This is a genomic window from uncultured Clostridium sp. (assembly GCF_934754915.1).
Lineage (GTDB): Bacteria > Bacillota > Clostridia > Clostridiales > Clostridiaceae > Clostridium.
Genome location: NZ_CAKVKB010000019.1, coordinates 16,236 through 38,369 on the forward strand (window position 1 = coordinate 16,236; position 22,134 = coordinate 38,369).

Genomic DNA, 22,134 nt, shown 5'->3' on the forward strand with positions numbered 1-22,134 from the left:
TGCAAAAAATGTTATTTAGTAATGTAATAAGGATTGTTAAAAAACTCGAAAAAAATATTCATATTAAGTAATAAATTGACAAAGACTCATATAAATTATAGAATTATAGTAGCAATAAATTATGATTGGAGTAGATGAGCATGAAAGCAATATTAACAGTAATAGGGCAGGACAAAGTAGGTATTATAGCAGGAGTAAGTGCAAAGATGTTAGAATTCAACATCAACATTTTGGATGTTAACCAAACTATAATGCAGGATTTCTTTACAATGATGATGATGCTTGACTGTAGTGAAATGAAAGGAAATTTTGATGAAGTGAGAGCAGCATTAACTGAAGAAGGAAAGAAATTAGGTGTGGATATAAAGATTCAAAGAGAAGAAATCTTTAAGTCAATGCATTCACTATAATCAGGAGGGGCATATATATATGAACAGCAATAATATACTAGAGACAATAAAGATGATTGAGGAAGAAAAACTCGATGTAAGAACTATAACAATGGGTATTTCTTTACTTGACTGTATAGATCCAGATGGAGATAAAGCAAGAATTAAAATATATGATAAGATAACAAAATCAGCAGAAAAACTAGTAACTGTTGGAAGACAGATAGAATCAGAATTCGGTATTCCAATAGTAAACAAGAGAGTATCAGTAACTCCTATATCTCTTATAGGTGGAGCTACAAATGAAACAAGTTATGTCAAGTTTGCAGAAACATTAGATAAAGCAGCAGCAACACTTGGAATAGATTTCTTAGGTGGTTTTTCTGCATTAGTACATAAAGGATGCACAAAGGGCGATAAAATATTAATAAGCTCTATTCCAGAAGCACTTGCTACAACAAAATTGGTATGTTCATCTGTAAATGTAGGTTCTTCAAAGACTGGAATAAATATGAATGCCGTAAGAGATTTAGGGCATATTGTAAAACAGACAGCAGAATTAACTAAAGATACTCATGGTTTTGGATGTGCAAAGCTTGTTATCTTTGCTAATGCAGTAGAAGATAATCCATTTATGGCAGGAGCATTTCATGGAATTGGAGAAGCAGAAAGAATCATAAATGTAGGAGTAAGTGGACCAGGAGTTGTAAAGAGAGCTCTTGAAAAAGTAAGAGGAGAGTCATTTGATGTTGTTGCTGAAACAATAAAGCAGACAGCATTCAAGGTTACAAGAATGGGAGAACTTGTTGCTAAAGAAGCATCTAAGAGATTAAACGTTCCATTTGGAATAGTGGATTTATCATTAGCACCTACACCAGCAGTTGGTGATTCAGTTGCTGAAATATTAGAAGAAATAGGATTAGAACAAGTTGGAACTCATGGTACAATTGCAGCACTTGCAATGCTTAATGATGCTGTTAAAAAAGGTGGAGTTATGGCCTGCAGTCACGTTGGAGGATTAAGTGGAGCTTTCATACCAGTTTCTGAAGACCATGGAATGATAGATGCAGTTGTAAGCGGTTCATTAAATCTAGAAAAATTAGAAGGAATGACTTGTGTATGTTCAGTAGGACTTGATATGATAGCAATACCTGGAGATACACCAGCATCAACAATTTCAGGAATGATTGCTGATGAAGCTGCAATTGGTGTAATAAATAATAAGACAACAGCTGTAAGAATAATTCCAGCACCAGGATGCAAGGTTGGAGATATGGTTGAATTTGGAGGACTTCTTGGAAGAGCTCCAGTAATGAAAGTCAATGAAAAATCTTCTGAAGCATTTGCTAACAGAGGAGGAAGAATTCCATCACCAATCCATTCATTTAAAAATTAAAGCATCTATTAATTTATATTGTTAAAAAATAAATCTGCATAAATTGTAAATAGAGTATGTGAAGCTGAGAATAAGTTTTGCATACTCTATTTTTTATTTTGCAAAATAAAATGAAAATGCATTTGAAGATTAATTTTAAAGCTGGCCAGGTACAGCAGAACTGTTATTCGACAAATAAAAAGAAAAAATAATAAATATAGACGAATTATACTTATAAAATAATTCATATATTGACAAAAAAGATAATTTAGTATAATTACATATTGTAAGAAATGTATTAGAGTATTATGGGAGGTGTATAAATGAGCAAAACTAAAAGTATAAAATTAGATATAATAATAAAAATAACATGTATATCTATTCTGATTTTTGGAATTGCTTTTGCAGGAACTTTTATAGTTATCAATAAGAGTTTTAATGAGACAAAATATCAAAGTATGGAAAGAATAATCAATGATCAAAGTATAATAATTGAAGAAAGAATGAACAATATTGTAAAGATAAGTAAAACAATTGCAGCAGATGAAACCGTTTCAGATATGAGTTTATCAGCAGAAGATAAAAATGAGAGATTTTTAAAATATATAAATGAACTTGGATTGCGTTCAATTGGACATGTTGATTCAGAAGGAAATCTTGTTTCTACAGATGGATTTTCAAATGATGTTTCTGAAAAAGAATATTTTAAAAATGCAATGAAAGGGACTGAATTTTATATAAGTAATCCATCTTTTATAAAGGGCACAGATGAACAAATAATATATACTATGGTTCCTATTAAAAATGGAAGTGAAGTTAAAGGTGCAATTACATGTACATTTGATTCAAGCTTTTTATCAGAATAAATAAAAAATTTGAAATATTACAATGGAACAGGAAAATCATACATAATAAGTAACAAAGATGTAGTTATTGCATCAGATGATTTGGATGATGTAAAAAATCAAATGAATTTAATAGAAGAATCACAAGATAATCCATCATTAAAAGAAGCAAATGAAATTTATAATTCTATGATTGCAGGCGATACAGGAATAAAGAAATTTAATGATGGTACAGAAAAATATGTTGTATATGCGCCTATAGAAGGAACAAATGGATGGTCTATTGCGTTAGAAATTGAAAGCAGTATTGTAGATAAAGATTCTCAAAGAATAATGAAAATATTTATAGGTGTTGCTGTTATAGGAATTGTTATGTTAGTGGTATTTGGATGGCTTTTTGGCGAAAGTATTGGTAAAAGGCTAATTAAATTAAAAGATAGTTTATCTATTTTAGCAAATGGTAATTTTAATCAAGAACTAGATAGTGCTGAAATAAAAAAGGAAGACGAAGTTGGAGAAATATATAGATCATTAAATATAATGATAGATTCTATTAAAGATATTGTTTCAGGAGTAAAGAATAATGTGCAGATGCTTAAAGTTCAAGCAGATACACTGGGAGAGTCATCTGAACACATTAAAGTTGGGTCAAAAGATATTTCAGCAGCTATGGATGAAACAGCTCAAGCTAATACAAGTCAAGCACAGCAGCTTTTGGAAGCTAATACTAATATGAATCAATTTGGAGACAATATAAATACAATGAATATGAGCATTGATGAACTGGCTCAAATATCAGAAGTTATTGAAAAGCAAGTAGATGACAGTAATAAAAATATTGGACAGCTTCAATCTGTAGTGAGAAATTTTGAAAATAGTTTTAACATGTTTAGTGAACAGGTTCAAAAGATGAATGAAAAAACATCATCTATAGGAAATATTACAAGTTCAATAGAATCAATTGCAGAACAAACTCAAATGCTTGCCTTAAATGCGGCTATAGAAGCAGCAAGGGCAGGAGAAGCTGGAAAAGGCTTTAGTGTTGTTGCTGAAGAAGTGAGAAAACTTGCAGATGAGAGTAAAAAATCTGTAAGTGAAATTGGAAGCATAATAAAAAGTATTTCAGATGAATGTCAAAATATTATTGAATCAACTGAACATATAAATTCACAGGTTACAATACAAAAAGGTAAGATAGAAGGAACTGTTGAATCATTTAACAAAATTACAAATGGACTTGAAGAAATTACACCTAAAATTGCTGATATATCTAAAGCATCAGAAGAAATCAATACAAAAAAGAAGGGAATCATAAACATAGTGGAAAATGCAAGTGCAGCAGCAGAAGAAGTTTCTGCAAGCACAGAGGAAGTTGCAGCAACTTCATCTGAATTCCAAGGTACAGTTAATGAAATAGAGAAAGTATCAGAGAAAATTTTAGATTCCATTTCAGAATTAAAAGAAAAAATAGACAAATTTATTATTGAATAGTAATATATTCATAGAGCTTGTTTAAGAAATGCGAATTACTTTTCTTAAACAAGCTTTTTATGTATATTAAGATAATTTCTTGACTGAAACATTTAAACAATATACACTATTATGAGTGATAATATAATGAAGATATTTCAATTAAAATGGAGAAAAACTTTAGAAAATGAAATTTTAATTTATATAATCTATTTTTTTTAATGAGCAGGTGAAAAGATGACAAGTGAGAAAAAATTTCTGCCCATAAGCAGACGTGATATGGATGAAAGAGGATGGGAGCAGTGTGATTTTATAATTGTAACTGGAGATGCATATATTGATCATCACAGCTTTGGAACTGCAATCATATCAAGGGTACTTGAACATAATGGATATAAAGTAGGAATTATACCTCAGCCTGACTGGAAGAATATTTATGATTTTCAGAAATTAGGACGTCCTAAATATGCATTTCTGGTTAATGCGGGAAACATGGATTCAATGGTTAATCATTATACAGTAAGCAAGAAGAGAAGAGAAAAGGATATGTATTCTCCAGGTGGGAAAATGGGACTTAGGCCTGATTATGCAACTATTGTATATTGCAATAAAATAAGAGAAGCATACAAGGATATTGATATTGTAATTGGTGGAGTTGAAGCAAGCCTTAGGAGATTTGCGCATTATGACTATTGGGAAAACAAAGTTAGAAAATCTATACTTTTGGATAGCAGTGCTGATCTTTTAATATATGGAATGGGTGAAAAACCTATAGTTGAGATTGCTGAAGGATTAAAAAACGGAGTGCGTGCTAAAGACATAAATTATGTAAGAGGAACATGTTATCTTGCGCGTAATTTGGATTATGTACAGGATTATATTGAAATTCCATCATATAAGGAAGTTGTTAATGATAAAAAGAAATATGCATATGCAAGTAAAGTAGAGTATCAGGAACAGGATTCTGTAAGAGGAAAGGTAATTGTACAGAAGCACGGAGATATGTACATGGTTCAGAATGTACCACAGCCTCCTTTAAACAGAGAGGAACTTGATGAGGTTTATGATCTTCCATACATGAAAAATTATCATCCAATATATGAGAAGTATGGCGGAATTGCTGCAATTGAAGAAGTGAAATTTAGTACTGTAAGTTCAAGAGGATGTTTTGGAGACTGTAAATTCTGTGCTATTACGCTTCATCAGGGCAGAGTTGTTCAAAGCAGAAGCAAGGAATCTATATTAAAGGAAGTTGAAGAAATAACACATCTTCCAGATTTTAAAGGATATATACACGATGTTGGAGGACCTACAGCCAATTTTAGAAAACCTGCATGTGATAGACAGCTTGCTTTTGGTGCATGTAAGGGAAAAGAATGTCTTTCTCCAAAGGTGTGTAGTAATATGAATGTTGATCACACTGAATATCTGGATTTATTGAGAAGTATAAGACAAATGCCTGGAGTAAAAAAAGCTTTTGTACGCTCAGGACTTAGATATGACTATATAATGGCTGATAAAGATGATACTTTCTTTAAAGAACTTGTTGAGTATCATGTAAGCGGACAGCTTAAGGTAGCACCAGAACATGTTTCAGAACAGGTATTAAAGTATATGGGTAAACCAAGCGGAGATACATATAATAAATTTGTAGACAAATTTAATAAAATAACAAAAAAAATAGGGAAAAAACAGTATATAGTACCTTATTTAATGTCTTCACATCCAGGAAGTACATTGGATTGTGCAATAGAACTTGCAGAATATTTAAGAGATATAAATTATCATCCAGAACAGGTACAGGATTTTTATCCCACTCCAGGAACACCTTCAACGACAATATATTATACAGGTATAGATCCAATAACCATGAAGGAAGTTTATGTCCCAAAAACAAAGCATGAAAAAGCAATGCAGAGAGCTCTGCTTCAATATAGAAATCCTAAATATTACAATCTTGTTTATGAAGCACTGACAGAAGCAGGAAGAACTGATTTGATTGGAAATGGTTCTAAATGTCTTATACGAGATAAATTTAAAAACCATAAGTCTGGAAATAGAAATGATAAATTTAAACTGGATAATGGGAAAAATAAGTTAAAAAGCAATGAAAATAAAAATCATAAAACCATGAAAGACAGGAGTTCAAAAAATAAACAAGATAAATCTTTTAAAAACTCTAATAGAGGAGGAAAGAATAAACTTTCATCAAAATCTAGAAGGAGCAGATGATTTATTTAATTGTTACAATTTACTTAACTATAAAATTGAGAGTAAAGACAGCTTCTTCATATTGTGATAATGAACCTATATTTATGCCTGTTTTAAGTTCGTCAAGATCAGTGATTAAAACAGGTGGATTACTATTTAAGATATAATATCCATCTACAAATTTTAAGTCTTCAAGAAGTTCAGTAAAATCATCAATAACTGTTACAGATTCGGCTTTTATTGAATTGAAATTTTTTACATTAATTTGATAGGTTACAGCTTCTCCAGTTATTGGTACTTCCTTTTCTGGAAAAGCGATTTTTTTACATCTTACATCTGGCTTATGCTCAGTAGTTTCTAACTGATAATCTTCTACTTATCCATCTGATGCTGCACCATTTAAACTTAGTGATCTTGGGTCTTCTTCATTACCAACACCATGAAATTTAAAATATAAATAAATCATCAGAGCAGCATATGCAGGAATGAAACATATATTTGGTTAATCAGATATAATACAATATATTAGATTTCTATTTCATATGTTACTTCTATGAAAGCTAAATAATTTTTTAAAATTGTCTGTGCTTTGTTACAAATTTCTTTTATTTATTTTAGAGTATTGCGCCTGTTTGTATAAATGTGACATAATAATTATATAAATTAAAATTGACAACTAGAAATTGCTGATAAATGTTTCATAATATTGTTTAGAAGTTTTAGCAATTAATACATTTAAGGAAGGTATAATAAATATGTTTGGAATAAGTGGTTTAGGGAAAGAGAATGTAACAAGAAAGAGTATTACAAGAAAATATAAAAATGCAAGAATAACAATTCTTGATGCAAAATATAAGAAAGTTGATGGAATAGATGTACTTCTTGATGAGGAAAAAGTAGATAAGCTGTTTAGCGATATAAATAGAGCATGTGAAGTTAATAATTCAAGACATAATCCAAGCAATAAGAGAATTCTTATTGCTAATGATGAAAGTAAAATTGAAGAACTCATGAATAGAGAGGAAAAAGAGGAACTTAAAGAAACTGTATTTAATGATGAATTTATGGATGTTTATGAGCCAAGATATAGTATGGATCAAGTTTATCTTGAAGAAAAAGAAAAGAAACAAATAATAACTACATTAAATATTAAGAAGCATGAAAATATAATATACAGACAATGGGGATTTAAAGATAGTTATGGTGGAAACAGACCTGTTATATTTAATTTTTTTGGAGCTCCAGGTACGGGAAAGAGCATGGCTGCAGAAGCTGTTGGAAAATATCTTGGAAAGAAGATTTATTCAATAAATTATGCAAATCTTGAATCAAAATATGTGGGACAGACACCTAAAAATATTAAGAAGGCCTTTGAAAAAGCGAAGGAAGATGATGCTGTACTTGTATTTGAAGAAGCAGATTCGTTTTTAGGAAAACGTCTCACAAATATAACTCAATCAGCAGATTATGGTGTAAATATAACAAGAAGTGTTATGCTTTTAGAACTTGAAAAATTCTCAGGAGTTGTAATATTTACTACGAATCTTTTAGAAAATTATGATGAAGCATTTAAGAGAAGAATTCTTGCAAGCGTTCAGTTTAAAATGCCTGATGAAAAGGGAAGAAAGGTTATATTTGATGTTCATATTCCAGAGAAGCTTCCACTTGCAGAAGATGTTAATTCAGAAGTCCTTGCAAAAGAATTTACCAATGTATCAGGAGCAGACATTAAGGATATAATATTTATGGCAGCAGTAAATGCAATTGAAAGAACTGAAAAGGAAATTAATAGAGAAGAAGATAAAAAAGATGAAAATAAGTTTATAGTAATAAATGCAGAAAAAGAGGTTGCAGCTGACGAATCTGAAGAGGAAAATTCTGAATATGAATCAGAACAAAATGAGAATACGGCACCAAAGGAAATTGAAAAAGAAAATCATCATGAAAGTGCATTTACAGATGCTGAGGAACCTGAAGAAAATGGTATAGATACAATTGTTACTATGGATGATTTTAGAGAAGCATATAGAAATATTAAAAATAGATATGTTTCTTAAAGACTGAAGAAGATTTTAATAGGGAGATTGATGAAATTGAAAAAGTTAATATCATGGAATGTAAATGGTCTGAGGGCTTGCGTGAAAAAAGGCTTTTTAGATTATTTTGAAGAAGTAGATGCAGATATATTTTGTATTCAGGAAACAAAACTTCAGCAGGGACAGATCGATTTAGAACTTGATGGATATTATGATTATTGGAATTATGCAGAAAAGAAAGGTTATTCGGGAACTGCAGTATTCAGCAAAGAAAAACCTCTCAATGTAAAGATAGGTCTTGGAATTGAAGAACATGATAAAGAAGGTAGAGTAATAACTTTAGAATATGAAAATTTTTATCTTGTAAATGTGTATACTCCAAATTCCAAGCAGGGCCTTGCAAGAATAGATTATAGAATGGAATGGGAAGATGTATTTAGAAATTATCTTAAGGAAATAGAAAAAGATAAGCCTGTTATAGTATGTGGTGATTTAAATGTTGCGCACAATGAAATAGATCTTAAAAATCCAGGAAGTAATAGAAAAAATGCAGGATTTAGTGATGAAGAAAGAAATAAGATGACTGAACTGTTAAGCTGCGGTTTTATAGATACATTTCGATATTTTTATCCACATGCTGAAGGAATATATTCATGGTGGTCATATAGATTTAATGCAAGAGCAAATAATGCTGGATGGAGAATTGATTATTTTCTTGTATCAGAATGTTTAAAGGAGAACCTTAAAGATTCTAAGATTCATACATCAATTGAAGGCTCTGATCATTGTCCAGTAGAGCTAGATATACAATTATAAAATAGGATATATTATGATTTGATTGTGCCAGGATATGAATTATAAAATGTTTATATCCTGGCTTTGTCATTTATGCATTTTGAAGGACACAAATAATAAGAAAAACAATATATAAAAATTCATATATTCTAATTAATAATGTACAATTGACAATGAAGGGTGAAATCTTTTTAATTATTATGTAGTTTTATTATTAAAACATATATATTAAATTATATAAGTGTAAAACTGTAATATTAAAATTTTAAAACAAACAACAAAGATTGAAAATTAAGAATAATTAAACTTATAGTTCGTTAGAATTATAAATGGTTTTCTATCAAATGTTACAACTAGATTATACAAGGAGGATATATAATGAGGGAAGAAAGAATTTTAAAATCTTCATATGATGTTTATCTTGAAAGTAAAGTTATTGAGAATAAAAGTGATATATTGGCTGTTATTCTACCGGGTATAGGATATACATTAGACAGGCCTATTCTTGATTATTCTAAAAAATTGTGTTTAGAACTTGGATATGATGTATTGCCAATAGAATATGGATTTCAAGCAGCCAGAAAGGAATTTGATAAGGAAAAATTTCAAATAGTGGTTGACGAAACTATGGAACTTATAAGTATGTCATTAAATGAAAAATACAAGAAAATAATTTTCATAGGAAAAAGTATAGGAACTGTAATTCAGAGAATAATTCAGAAGAAAATTATAAGTGAAGGATCTCATAAATATATCTTTATTAATGTATATTTTACACCTGTTGATAAGACAGTTGAATTAGGAATTGATAAAGAATCATTAGTATTTACAGGAACTAAAGATCCGCTTATAAAAAAAGGGAGTGTGGAGATAATAGAAAAAATGAAAAATGTAAATCTTGTGAAAATACATAATGCAGATCATTCTTTAAATATTAAAGGTGATGTTGTAAATAGCACAAAAATTATTATGGAAGTAATCCAAAGAGAAAAGGAATATTTGAGCAGAAATTTGTAATTGGAATTAAAGGAGTTTCTATTTTAAAATTACATATACTGTTTTAGTGTAAATGATAATAGAAAACAGAAGGAAATGATATATAAATGGAAGAAATGTTAAATATTTAGTAGGTTTCATATTAAAAAGTCAATAAAAACGATAAAATTTTCACATTGACAAAAAATAAAACTAATATAAAATAAAAGCAAGGTACTTAATTAATTGTATAGGTTATACATATAATTAATATAATACAATATTTGTAAAGAAATTGGGGAGGGTAAATGAAAAAAGCACTTTTGGTTATTGATGCTCAAGATGATTTTGTTGGTGAGCAGCGGAGTAAGAAAAAGTTTAATTATGACAATGATATAGATGAGGTTATTGAAAATATAAATCAATCTATAACTTCTTATTGTAATGATAACAATGAAGTCATTTATATAGCACATGTACTTCCAAGTAGTTTTTTAAATAGAAAATTAATTGGATATGCTATTTCAGGAAGTGAAGGGGCTAAAATCAGTGAAAAGATAAAAATTGTATCAGAAAATTATTTTGAAAAGCAGACACAAAATGCGTTTAAAAATAATAATCTTGTAAAATTTATTAAAGAAAATTATATAAATGAAGTTGAAATTGTAGGATGTGATGCATGCGGAGCAGTTTCAGCTACAGCAAAGGGAGCTGTAGAACTTGGCCTTAAAGTTAGCATAATGAAAAAAGCTACTGCAGCTTTAAATGAAGATAGAATCATTAAGTTAAGCAGTAGATTAAAGGGTTCTAAAATAGTATATATATAAATAAAAAAACACTCTGCAATCTTGAAAAAGTTCAAGATTGCAGAGTGTTTTTTATTATATAGGAAATTATATTTTGGGACAAATTGTGTATAACTTTGGAAGAGGACAGAAACACACAATCTGAGAAGCAGATTTTTTATTATATAGGAAATTATATTATTGGACAATCTGTGGATAACTTTTGAAGGGGGCAGAAACACACAGTCTGCGAAGCAGATTTTTTTATTTTTAAATCTAAGAACATTTGAGTTGTATGTGAATAGAATAAATTATAAAAATAAACTTATAGGAGTATATATATGAATCCATATCAATTGATAGTGAAAGTTCAGCAGAAAATACAAAGTGATCCTAACTTTGCAAATAAATTCAATACTGTAGTTGCAAATCTAAATAAAATTCCAGGTCTCCAGAATAAGGTATTGCAGATAGCACAAATAAATAATGAGGCTCAAAGACAACGTGAACTTGATAAACTTCCTAAAGAAGTTAAAAAATCTGTAGAAGAAATTTTAAGGCTTTTAGAAGATTAATATTAAGTAAGAGAGGATGTATTTTAAAGATTAACATATTTAATCAATAATATGCTGCAGAGATAAAAATATATTTTTACTATATGAGTATGATTGTATATAGAATTTCATATAGTAGAATAATATTTTTAAACTGCAGCTTTTTTGTGTAGTGATATTTATAATATTATTATAGAAATTGAAAAAAATTTAAAAACCCTGCTCTTTTGCTTTAATTCCGCTCTCATTTATGCCAGGTTCTTCTATACTTGTATTAAAGCTGTTTTTGGCATATTGTCCTTGGAGTTTATTTCCGTTTCTTAAGAAGTTTTTCTTTGAATAATCTCTTTTATTGTTATTTTGCATATAATCAGCTCCTTTGCTCAATTATCAATTATTACACATATTTAGTATGGCATTTTAGAAATAAATTAATTCTATATTTATTTAGAAATAAATTTCTTCATTGATAATTATGTATGTGAAATATATAATATTTTATGAAAATTAAAAAAGAAATGATTATTTATATAGAATTATACGAATTGATTGTAAATTTACATGTAAAGGAATGATTAATATATGGTGGATATAATACTTTTGGGATGTGGAGGCGGAATGCCAGCACCAGATAGATTTTTATCAGCTTCACTAATAATGTATAAGGGCAAAAAAATACTTATTGATTGTGGAGAAGGTACACAAGTATCAATGAAAATTTGCAATTCGGGTTTTAAGACAATAGATGTAATATGTATAAGTCATATTCATGGAGATCATATTGTAGGTTTGCCAGGACTTCTCGGAACTATAGGGAATAGTGGAAGAACAAATCCTCTTACAATTATAGGTCCTGAAGGAATTACAAGAGCTGTAAATGGATTAAGAACTATAGTTGAATGGCTGCCATATGAAATAAATATAATTGAAAATCCTAAAGAAAATATGAGTTTTTTTAATAATGAGATAGAGATGTCATTTTTAAAAGCAGATCATTCATCACCATGTCTTGGATATGGATTTTATATTAAAAGAAGTGCTGTATTTGATGTTGGACGTGCGTTAAAGAATAATGTACCTAAAAATATTTGGAACACACTCCAAAAGAAAGCTGAAACTGTTGAAGTTGATGGAATTGTTTATACACGAGATATGGTTTTGGGAGAAAAACGAGAAGGAATTAAAATCAGTTTTATAACAGATTCAAGGCCTATGAATGAAATTCCTGATTTTATAAGAAATAGTGATTTATTTATATGTGAAGGAACTTATGGAAACGATGAAGATATAAATAAAGCTATTAAAAATAAACATATGACATTTAGAGAAGCTGCAACACTTGCATATAAAGGAAGTGTAAAAAAATTACTTCTAACACATTTTGGAAATTCTATGGAAGATCCTCATATATATGAAAATAATGCTAAAGAAGTATTCAAAGACACTATATTAGGGTATGATAGATTAAAATTATCATTAGATTTTGAAAAATAATATAGGAATTTTGAAATAAATGAATTTTAATAATTAGATTTAAACTAGAGTTTTGTTATTTAATATGTTAGACTGTTGAAAAAATATGATATAATTTAATTTGTATTGAAATATGTTATGAAAAACAACATAATAATTAAAAAAATCTTTCAAAGATTTCATTTTTCATTGTCAATTGCAACATATATGTATTATATATGTAAGGTACGTTTATATATGTAAATAAAAATTATATTAAAATGGGAGAAGGTTTAAATGGAAATTTTAACAATAGCAGGTATTATTCTTGTGCTTGCTGTAACTTTGATTGTTTATTTAAAAGAAAGAAAACATAAACTTATTTATACAGGCAGAAATCAATATGTTTATGTTATAGCAGTAATATTGATTGTATTTATTGCATATTCATACTTTTCATATAATACTCTCAGAATGATTGATATTATTGTGGTAATTGCCATAATACCAATGGGGATTATAGGAAATAAATGTGGTATAACAGAGGATGGCATATTGATGAGCAGTCATGTTACAACATGGGATAAAATAAAGTCATATTCAGTAATTGAAGAAAAAAATAAATATATTTTATTTTTTGAAAGCAGTGATGCAAAAAGAAAGATAACTTTTTCAAAAGAAAAAGGCAAGGAAGTAGATAATTACTTGAAAACTAATAGAAAATTAAGGCATAGAAGAAAATAATATATTAATCGATAAAATATAATGAATAATTATATTTATATACAAAGGAGGAATACATGAATAGTAGAAAACTATCAATTAAAACAATAGTTGCAATTGGTATAGGCTCTGCTGTGTTTATGATATTGGGAAGGTTTGCGTCCATTCCGACAGGAATTCCCAATACAGAAATACAGACAGCATATCCTTTTTTGGCACTTATGGCAGTTATTTATGGACCTGTTGCTGGCGTTGCAATAGGATTTATAGGGCATACACTGAAGGATATTACAGCTTATGGTTCTCCATGGTTTAGCTGGATAATAGCATCTGCAATAGTGGGGTTAGTTATTGGATTATCATGGAAGAAGATTAATGTTAAAGATGATGAATTTAACGGAAGCAGAATTATTATATTTAATGTATATCAGATAATTGCTAATGTGATAGCATGGTTTTTGGCTGCACCAAGTTTAGATGTGATTATTTATGCTGAACCTTCAAATAAGGTTTATCTTCAGGGAATAGCAGCAGGAATATCTAATATGATAACAATAGGAATACTTGGAACAATATTATTATCATCATATGCTAAGACGAGAATAAAAAAGGATAGTCTTATACTTGAAGAATGATAAAAAAATATCAAGCTAATATACAGGATAGATTTTAGAATCTATCCTGTATATTTTTATAATAAAAATTCATGAAAAAACATATTCTATTGAAGAAATATATTATATTATGTTATTATTAAAATAATTGTGTCTAAAAATGACTGCGTTGAGATACATTTTAATTTAATGATGATATGAAAAGGATGCGTAATATGAAAAGACCTGTAATAGAATTTAAGGATTTCAGTTTTAAATATAAAGTTCAGGCAAAACCTACATTAAAGAATATAAATCTTACTATATATGAAGGAGAAAAAGTTCTTATTGTAGGTCCGTCAGGAAGTGGGAAAAGTACTCTTTCAAATGCGGTAAACGGACTTGTGCCATTTAAATATGAAGGAGAAATAACTGGGAGTCTTAAGATAAATAGTAAAGAAACAAAAAAATTAAGCATATCAGAAATATCTAACATGGTAGGAACTGTTCTTCAAGATCCTGATGGACAGTTTATAGGACTTACTGTTGGAGAAGATATTGCTTTTAAATTGGAAAATGACTGTATCAGTTTGAATGAAATGAGAAAAAGGGTTGCAGAAGCTGCAAGAATGGTTGATATTGAAGAGTATCTTGCTGCTTCTCCGCACAAACTATCAGGAGGTCAGAAACAGAGAGTATCTTTAGGAGGCGTTATAGCAGCACAGGCGGATATCCTTCTATTTGATGAGCCTCTTGCAAGCCTTGATCCAGCAGCAGGAAATCATGCTATAGAACTTATAGATGAAGTTCAAAAGAATTCAAAAAAGACTGTTCTGATAATTGAACACAGACTTGAAGAAGTATTGTATAGACATGTAGATAGAATAATAGTTGTGAATAATGGAGAAATAGTAAGTGATTCAACACCAGCAAAGCTTTTATGCTCAAATATACTGAAAGAAAATGGAATAAGGGAGCCTTTGTATATTACGGCATTGAAATATGCAGGCTGTGAAGTAGATGAGAAATTAAATCCGGAAAGTGTTGAAAAACTTAATTATGAAAAGTGTTCTGAAAAAATCCATAGCTGGTTTAACAATGCTGCTCATAATAAAAAAGACAATCTTAATAATCCTATTCTTGAAGTGAAAAACATAACATTTAAATATAGTAATAACAGAGAAGTATTAAAGAAGGTATCATTTACTATAAATAAGGGAGAAATGGTCAGTATAGTAGGAAGAAATGGTGCTGGGAAATCAACTGTTTCAAAGCTTATATGTGGATTTTATAAACCATCAAGTGGTGAAATACTATTTAATGGAAGAAATATTGAAAATGATACAATAAAAGAACGTGCAGAAAAAATTGGAGTTGTAATGCAGAATCCAAATCAGATGATAAGCAAGACCATGATTTTTGATGAAGTTGCTTTCGGTTTGAAAATAAGAAATTATGATGATGAAGAAATAAAAAATAGGGTATATAAAGCATTAAAGATATGCGGATTATATAAGATGAGAAACTGGCCTGTTTCTGCATTGAGTTTTGGACAGAAAAAGAGGGTTACAATTGCTTCTATTCTTGCAATAAATCCAGAGATTATAATACTGGATGAACCTACAGCTGGTCAGGATTTTAAACATTATACAGAAATAATGGAATTCTTAAAAGAATTAAACAAAAAGGGAATAACAATAATAATGATTACACATGATATGCATCTTATGCTTGAATATACAGACAGGGCAATAGTATTGTCAGATGGAGAAAAGATTAAGGATGCAGAAGCAGCTGAAATTCTTACAGATGCTCAAATTATACAGAAAGCGAATTTAAGAGAAACTTCATTATATACTTTAGCTTTAAGATGTGGAATTGAAAATCCTAAGAGATTTGTAGAAAAATTTATAGAACAGGACAGGAGGTGTAGGAGATAATGAATGAAGCAATGCTTGAATATACTGAAATAGATTCTTTTGTTCATAATCTTACAGGAGTATCAAAATTGATATGTTTGCTTTTATGGTCTCTTATATCAATGCTTACATACAATACATATATTTTAGTTTTTATGGTTTTATTCAGTTTTGTCATTTTCAAAATATCAAAGATAAAATTTAAACAGATTTCATTTGTATTTTATTTTATACTTATATTTCTTCTTATAAATAATATAGCTATATTTGTATTTTCACCTTATGAAGGAGTATATATATATGGAAGCAGGACTGATCTGTTTCATATAGGAGGTCCTTATACTGTAACACTTGAGCAGCTGTTTTATCAGTTTAATGTTACACTGAAATATTTTTCAATAATACCTATAGCACTTATATTTATGGTTGCAACAAATCCTAGTGAATTTGCTGCATCATTAAATAAGATAGGAGTAAATTACAAAATAGCTTATTCGGTAGCAATTGCATTAAGATATATCCCTGATATACAGCATGAATATGTTGATATTTCTTTTGCTCAGCAGGCAAGGGGAATAGATATGTCTAAAAAGGCTAAACTTATGGACAGAATAAAAAATTCTGCAGCAATTTTAATGCCACTTATTCTTTCAAGCCTTGAAAGAATAGAAACAATAAGCAGTGCAATGGAATTAAGGGCTTTTGGAAATAAGAAAAAGAGAACATGGTACTCTGAAAGGCAATTTAAAAGAAATGATTATCTTTCTGTGGGAATACTAACTTTATTATTGATAATATCATTATTTATTTCTGTAAAAAATGGAAGTAGATTTTATAATCCGTTTATATAAAAGTGTTTATTTAACCTATATATTCCAATTAACAATATACATTTACGGTTAATAATAAAATTTTTGTGGGATTTTTTGACTATTATGTAATGTTATCATAAAAAATATATATTTAAAATAATTAGAAAATTGCTTTTGGTATATCAAAAGCAATTTTTTGTGAGAAATTATAAAAAATACAAGTTGTATGGAAAAAATTAGAATGATACATTATAATAATAGACAGAATTTATGAAATCGATTTGAAGAATCTATAAATTTAACGGATTACATGAAAATTTATTATTAGGAGGATAGAATATGAAGAAAAATAAAGAAAAGACTAAGAAATTCACAAGTGTAAAAGGTAAAATAATTGGAAGTTATATAATTATGCTGATTTGTTTAGGAATAATTGCAAGCGTTTGCGTTAGATCCATGAGAACAGTGACAGAACATCTTTTGAATATGCAGAATATAATAGATAACGCTGCTGTTCAGACTGTAACAAAACAAAATATGCGGCAGTCTATAGAAGAGGTACAGTATTCTGTAATAAAATGTACAGATATTTCATTAATAATATCTATAGTAGGAATAATTATTGCAGTTATATTAGCCATTTATATAATAAGTGGAATTATAAGACCATTAAAAAAACTTAATGAACTTGCTAAATCTTTAAAAAATGGAGATCTTACAGTTAAATTAAATGGCAGATATGATAAAGAAATTGGTCAGGTAGTAGATGATTTGAATGAAGCCATAGATGCAAACAGACTCATGGTTACCAATATCTCAGAATATTCACATAAGCTTATAAAATCAAATGAAATCTTGAATACCCTTGTACGTATAATAATAAACAAAATCAAAGAAGTAAATGAGGCTACTAATATCATAGCAGGAGAAGTAAAGAATTTAAGCAGTATTTCTGAGAAAGTAAATTCTTCAACAGAGGAAATAGAAAATGTAGCTGTAGAATTGAATAGGAATGCTGAACATGACAGTAAATCAGCAGTTGAAATACAAGATAAAGCAATGAATGTAAGGGAAAAGGGTGAAAAGGCTGTTAAAAATGCAAAAAGTGTATATGGTAAAATAATTAAAAATGTACGGGATGCAATTGAACAGGCAAAAGTAGTAGAAGAAATCAGAGTAATGGCAAATTCTATTGCAGAGTTGTCAGAACAGACAAATCTTCTTTCGTTAAATGCTGCAATAGAAGCGGCAAGGGCTGGTGAAAATGGAAAGGAATTTGCAGTGGTTGCAGATGAAGTAAAGGAATTGGCAGAACAAACAAAAGTAACCGTTGAAGATATTAAAAGAGTAATTGATGAAGTTAAGAAGGCGTTTGATAATCTTACTAATGAAACTGGAACAATATTAAGTTTTCTTCAAAATGATGTGAACAAGGATTATGAACTTTTAATTGAAATAGCTGAGAGTTATGTTGATGATTCGAAGTTAATATCAGAAATTTCTAATCAAATTAAGCATAAAAGTGGTACAATAACAGAAACAATAAATATGATTGGAAAAGGAATAAGTACAGTAAGTTCCGCTTCATTAAATACATCAAAAAGATCACAAGAAATAAAATTAAGTATGGATGAGGCATCAAATGAAATAGATAGTATAATAAGTTCAATAGATGAGCAGAATGACATTGCAACAAAACTTTCAATGCTTATTGAAGTGTATACGATATAAGATATATGTTATACTTATGTTGATTGTTTATAAATATAACAGTTATATTTAATTGAGAGTACAAAATTAATGAGGTAACATTTATGAAGAAAACAATAGGAGTACTTGCTCATGTTGATGCTGGAAAAACAACATTTTCAGAGCATATATTATTTCATACAAAAAGTATAAGAAAATGCGGAAGGGTTGATCATAAAGATACTTTTCTTGACAGTCATGATATTGAAAGGGAAAGAGGAATAACAATATTTTCAGATCAAGGAATATTTGAATTTAATGGTTCAACATATTATCTTGTAGATACTCCAGGGCATGTAGACTTTTCTGCTGAAATGGAAAGAGCAATAATGATAATGGACTATGCTGTTATTTTAATAAGTGGAGTGGAAGGTGTACAAGGACATACAAAAACGGTATGGAATCTGTTGAAAAAATATAATGTGCCAGTTTTCTTTTTTATAAATAAATTAGACAGAGCTGGAGCAGATAAAATCAGAGTTGTTGATGAAATAAAAAAAGAACTTACAGAAAATGTGTGTATGGTAGATGTGATTATTGACAATGATAAGGCAGCTATAAATTTTACAGATGAACTTATAGAATTCATAAGTGAACAGGATGATGAACTTCTTGAAAAATATCTGGAAGGTAGTTATGATGAAAAATTATGGAAAGAAAGATTTAAAAAGTTAATAAAGGAATGTAATGCATTTCCGTGTTTTGGAGGATGTGCCCTTCAGGATAAGGGAATTTTAGAATTTCTTTATGGGTTTGATGAACTTACATTTACTGAATATGATAAATACAAAAACGATTCCTTTAAGGGAAAAGTATATAAAGTAAGATATGATGATAATGGAGCAAGAATAACATTTATCAAGTGTACAAGTGGCTCTTTAAATGTAAGAGATGAAGTTATTTATGGAAATGATGAAGAACATTCCTTTTCAGAAAAAATAAGCAGTATAAGAATATATAACGGTACAAAATTTAAAACATGTGACAGGATAGAAGCAGGAGATGTATTTGGCGCAGCAGGAATTTCAAGTGCATATGCTTTTGATACAATAGGTGAACTTAAAGAGAGGCAATCTTTTGAAATGGTTCCTACTCTTATGTCAAAGGTGATTTTTCCTGAATCGTGCAATATAAAAGAAATTCTCGGATACTTTAAGATTCTTGAAAGTGAAGACCCATCTCTTAATATAGTATGGAATGAAAGACTTCAGGAGCTTCATGTGCATATTATGGGGAAAATACAGCTTGAGGTATTGAAGGAAATCGTAAAGGAACGATTTAACATAGATATAGAATTTGGACCATGCGAAATTCTATATAAGGAAACAATTAAGGAAAAAACTACAGGATGTGGCCATTTTGAACCTTTAAGACATTATGCTGAAGTTGTGCTGCAGATTGAACCAGGTGAAAGAAACAGCGGAATAACCTTTGAAAGCCAATGTCATGTAGATGATCTCAGCATAAATTATCAGAAACTCATAAAAACTCATGTTTTTGAAAGAGAACATTATGGACTTCTTACTGGTTCTCCAATCACTGATATAAAAATCACTCTTTTAAATGGAAGATCACATATTAAACATACATGTGGAGGTGATTTCAGGGAAGCAACATACAGGGCAATACGTCAGGGATTTGAGAAGGTTGAAAATGTTCTTCTTGAACCATATTACAGATTTACAATAGAAGCATCCAGTGATTATATTGGAAGAATTCTTACTGATATTCAGAGACTTCATGGAACTTTTGATAATCCATTAAATAAGGATGATAAAGTGATAGTAAATGGAAGGGGACCTGTTTCAACATTCATGGATTATTCTTTGGAAATTGCAGTTTTTACAAGAGGAATGGGAACTATAAGTCTTATTTATGATGGATATGATGTATGTCACAACAGTGAAGAAGTTATTGAAAGAAGAAATTACAAAAAGAATGCAGATATTGAATATACGTCAAGTTCAATTTTCTGTTCTCATGGAAGCGGATATATTGTTGAATGGCAGGATGTAGATGAACATATGCATTCTCTATAGCAAAGTAAATTTAAAGAGAATAAACAGAGTAAAAGCAGGTTTATTCTCTTTAGATGAATGGATGCTTTATTTATTTTTGGATTTTATCGAAAGCTGTGTGAATGATAGGTATTATAAAAATTATAATTGAATTTAGGGTTCTTGTATTCTACAAACATTATAGGAGGATGAGTTGAATCTGCACAGGCAAATTTGACTAATGAAGAGTAAAAATTACTGGCTTCTATTGTGAGACCATAATTATTTCCACATTCAATCCAGCTGTTTATTATGGATGTTAAATTTATTTTAATATAATTTCCTATATCACTAGAAGGTATACTGAGGCGAATTACACTATCTGTTTCAGGAGTTGTATTCCAAGTTACAGTTTCTGGGTTATAAGGTGACATATTTTTATATACTGAAAGAGTATTGTTGCTGTAATAACTAGTATCACAATTGATATCCTTTACATAAAGACATAGGTATGCATATTCAAGAGGACGTTTTTCAAAGCTGCACAAATCAAAATGAATAAGAGATTTATACATTATAGAGGAACATGGGGTTTTGTGACAGCTTCCGGCATATATATTTTTACATTCATAAAAGTTATCGTTAGCATGTCCACTGTCAACATAAGTTGTAGTTAAAGATTTAAAATTTAAAATAGAACCCATAGTAATCAGCTCCTTTTTAATAAATTTCATATTAAGTATGAAAGTTCTCTTAATTTAAATATATATTAAGAAATTAATAATATTCATAATAAAAGAATTTTTAATTTATTTTCAATGGATTATTTCAAAGTTATATTTTTTAATAATAAAATTACATAATATTAAAAAAATATTGTAAAGGTTTTGTGATTAATTGTGGATTGTTAAATTGAGTATATATATATTGGATAATTAAAATACTTTGTATTAAGATAGTATTATAGAATAAAGAACGCAATTATATATTTTGGAGGAAATTATGATTAAGAAAATAACAATGGAGAATATAGAAGAAATATCTAATTTATTCATAAAGGCTTTTAATGGAGAACCATGGAATGATGAATGGACATATGAAACTGCAAGCAAAAGGCTTGTAGATATTATTAATATGCCAGGATATAAAGGAATGGCATATTACCATGAAGGAGCTCTAGCAGGAATGATTATGGGAAGAGATGAACAGTATTTCAACGGAATACATTTTCAGATACTGGAATTCTGTGTAGATAAAAATATACAAGGAAAGGGCTTTGGAAGAAAGCTTTTAACTGAGTTTACAGAAAAACTAAAGAATGATGGAGTAGAAAGAATATATTTATATACTATTCATGGACCAAAAACAGAAGGATTTTATGAAAAGAATGGGTATGTATCTGATGATGATATGCTTATTATGTCAAAATCTATAAAATAGAACCTTGACTATTG

The 22,134-nt window shown here is 29.1% G+C and carries 21 protein-coding genes; 19 read left to right on the top strand and 2 right to left on the bottom strand.

Annotation, left to right across the window (positions count from 1 at the left end; genetic code table 11):
* Positions 1–140 precede the first annotated feature (140 nt).
* The 11 genes from Q0F58_RS05205 (at position 141) to Q0F58_RS05255 (ending at position 11,456) form a co-directional block, all read left to right on the top strand.
* Complete coding sequence (locus Q0F58_RS05205; protein WP_294373298.1) at positions 141–410, top strand: ACT domain-containing protein; 270 nt, start codon at positions 141–143, stop codon at positions 408–410.
* Positions 411–429: 19 nt separating this feature from the next.
* Positions 430–1,785 (top strand): PFL family protein, encoded by a 1,356-nt coding sequence (locus Q0F58_RS05210; protein ID WP_294373300.1) that lies wholly within the window; start codon positions 430–432, stop codon positions 1,783–1,785.
* 302 nt (positions 1,786–2,087) lie between these two features.
* Entirely contained in the window at positions 2,088–2,630 is a 543-nt protein-coding gene (locus tag Q0F58_RS05215) for a cache domain-containing protein (protein WP_294373301.1), read from the top strand.
* A gap of 9 nt (positions 2,631–2,639) precedes the next feature.
* Complete coding sequence (locus Q0F58_RS05220) at positions 2,640–4,100, top strand: methyl-accepting chemotaxis protein (RefSeq protein ID WP_294373302.1); 1,461 nt, start codon at positions 2,640–2,642, stop codon at positions 4,098–4,100.
* Between the two features lie 216 nt (positions 4,101–4,316).
* Complete coding sequence (locus Q0F58_RS05225; RefSeq protein WP_294373304.1) at positions 4,317–6,311, top strand: YgiQ family radical SAM protein; 1,995 nt, start codon at positions 4,317–4,319, stop codon at positions 6,309–6,311.
* Positions 6,308–6,457 carry a hypothetical protein gene (locus Q0F58_RS05230; protein ID WP_294373306.1) on the top strand — a complete coding sequence of 50 codons (150 nt, stop codon included), beginning with the start codon at positions 6,308–6,310 and terminating at the stop codon, positions 6,455–6,457. Before Q0F58_RS05225 ends, Q0F58_RS05230 begins: the two co-directional genes overlap by 4 nt.
* Positions 6,458–7,045: 588 nt before the next feature.
* Positions 7,046–8,347, top strand: a complete 1,302-nt coding sequence (locus Q0F58_RS05235; RefSeq protein ID WP_294373309.1) for an ATP-binding protein — start codon at positions 7,046–7,048, stop codon at positions 8,345–8,347.
* 30 nt (positions 8,348–8,377) lie between these two features.
* Positions 8,378–9,142, top strand: coding sequence for an exodeoxyribonuclease III (locus Q0F58_RS05240; RefSeq protein WP_294373311.1), 765 nt, complete (start codon positions 8,378–8,380; stop codon positions 9,140–9,142).
* Between the two features lie 357 nt (positions 9,143–9,499).
* Complete coding sequence (locus Q0F58_RS05245) at positions 9,500–10,138, top strand: alpha/beta family hydrolase (RefSeq protein ID WP_294373313.1); 639 nt, start codon at positions 9,500–9,502, stop codon at positions 10,136–10,138.
* Between the two features lie 266 nt (positions 10,139–10,404).
* Positions 10,405–10,923 carry an isochorismatase family cysteine hydrolase gene (locus tag Q0F58_RS05250; protein ID WP_294373315.1) on the top strand — a complete coding sequence of 173 codons (519 nt, stop codon included), beginning with the start codon at positions 10,405–10,407 and terminating at the stop codon, positions 10,921–10,923.
* Between the two features lie 299 nt (positions 10,924–11,222).
* Complete coding sequence (locus tag Q0F58_RS05255) at positions 11,223–11,456, top strand: hypothetical protein (RefSeq protein ID WP_294373317.1); 234 nt, start codon at positions 11,223–11,225, stop codon at positions 11,454–11,456.
* Between the two features lie 189 nt (positions 11,457–11,645).
* Here the strand turns inward: Q0F58_RS05255 and Q0F58_RS05260 are convergent, their stop codons facing one another.
* Complete coding sequence (locus tag Q0F58_RS05260; RefSeq protein ID WP_294373319.1) at positions 11,646–11,801, bottom strand: hypothetical protein; 156 nt, start codon at positions 11,799–11,801, stop codon at positions 11,646–11,648.
* A gap of 216 nt (positions 11,802–12,017) precedes the next feature.
* Here Q0F58_RS05260 and Q0F58_RS05265 point away from each other — a divergent pair, with 216 nt between their 5' ends.
* From Q0F58_RS05265 to Q0F58_RS05295, 7 genes are all read left to right on the top strand, one after another.
* A complete protein-coding gene (locus Q0F58_RS05265) occupies positions 12,018–12,929 on the top strand; it encodes a ribonuclease Z (protein WP_294373321.1) in 912 nt (303 codons plus the stop codon).
* 255 nt (positions 12,930–13,184) lie between these two features.
* Positions 13,185–13,631 carry a DUF5673 domain-containing protein gene (locus Q0F58_RS05270; RefSeq protein WP_294373323.1) on the top strand — a complete coding sequence of 149 codons (447 nt, stop codon included), beginning with the start codon at positions 13,185–13,187 and terminating at the stop codon, positions 13,629–13,631.
* Between the two features lie 56 nt (positions 13,632–13,687).
* On the top strand, positions 13,688–14,245 hold the full coding sequence (locus Q0F58_RS05275; RefSeq protein ID WP_294373324.1) for an ECF-type riboflavin transporter substrate-binding protein: 558 nt from the start codon (positions 13,688–13,690) through the stop codon (positions 14,243–14,245).
* A 194-nt stretch (positions 14,246–14,439) separates the two neighbouring features.
* A complete protein-coding gene (locus Q0F58_RS05280) occupies positions 14,440–16,143 on the top strand; it encodes an ABC transporter ATP-binding protein (RefSeq protein ID WP_294373326.1) in 1,704 nt (567 codons plus the stop codon).
* Positions 16,143–16,973, top strand: a complete 831-nt coding sequence (locus tag Q0F58_RS05285; RefSeq protein WP_294373328.1) for an energy-coupling factor transporter transmembrane protein EcfT — start codon at positions 16,143–16,145, stop codon at positions 16,971–16,973. Before Q0F58_RS05280 ends, Q0F58_RS05285 begins: the two co-directional genes overlap by 1 nt.
* A 300-nt stretch (positions 16,974–17,273) precedes the next feature.
* The gene (locus Q0F58_RS05290; RefSeq protein ID WP_294373329.1) at positions 17,274–18,665 is read left to right on the top strand and encodes a methyl-accepting chemotaxis protein; all 1,392 of its coding nucleotides are present in this window, start codon (positions 17,274–17,276) and stop codon (positions 18,663–18,665) included.
* Between the two features lie 83 nt (positions 18,666–18,748).
* Positions 18,749–20,722, top strand: coding sequence for a translation factor GTPase family protein (locus tag Q0F58_RS05295; RefSeq protein WP_294373332.1), 1,974 nt, complete (start codon positions 18,749–18,751; stop codon positions 20,720–20,722).
* 83 nt (positions 20,723–20,805) lie between these two features.
* On the opposite strand, the gene Q0F58_RS05300 is transcribed toward Q0F58_RS05295, so the two are convergent.
* Positions 20,806–21,384 (bottom strand): DNRLRE domain-containing protein, encoded by a 579-nt coding sequence (locus Q0F58_RS05300; protein ID WP_294373334.1) that lies wholly within the window; start codon positions 21,382–21,384, stop codon positions 20,806–20,808.
* Between the two features lie 298 nt (positions 21,385–21,682).
* On the opposite strand from Q0F58_RS05300, the gene Q0F58_RS05305 reads away from it, so the two are divergent.
* Positions 21,683–22,120, top strand: coding sequence for a GNAT family N-acetyltransferase (locus Q0F58_RS05305; RefSeq protein WP_294373336.1), 438 nt, complete (start codon positions 21,683–21,685; stop codon positions 22,118–22,120).
* Positions 22,121–22,134: the final 14 nt, after the last annotated feature.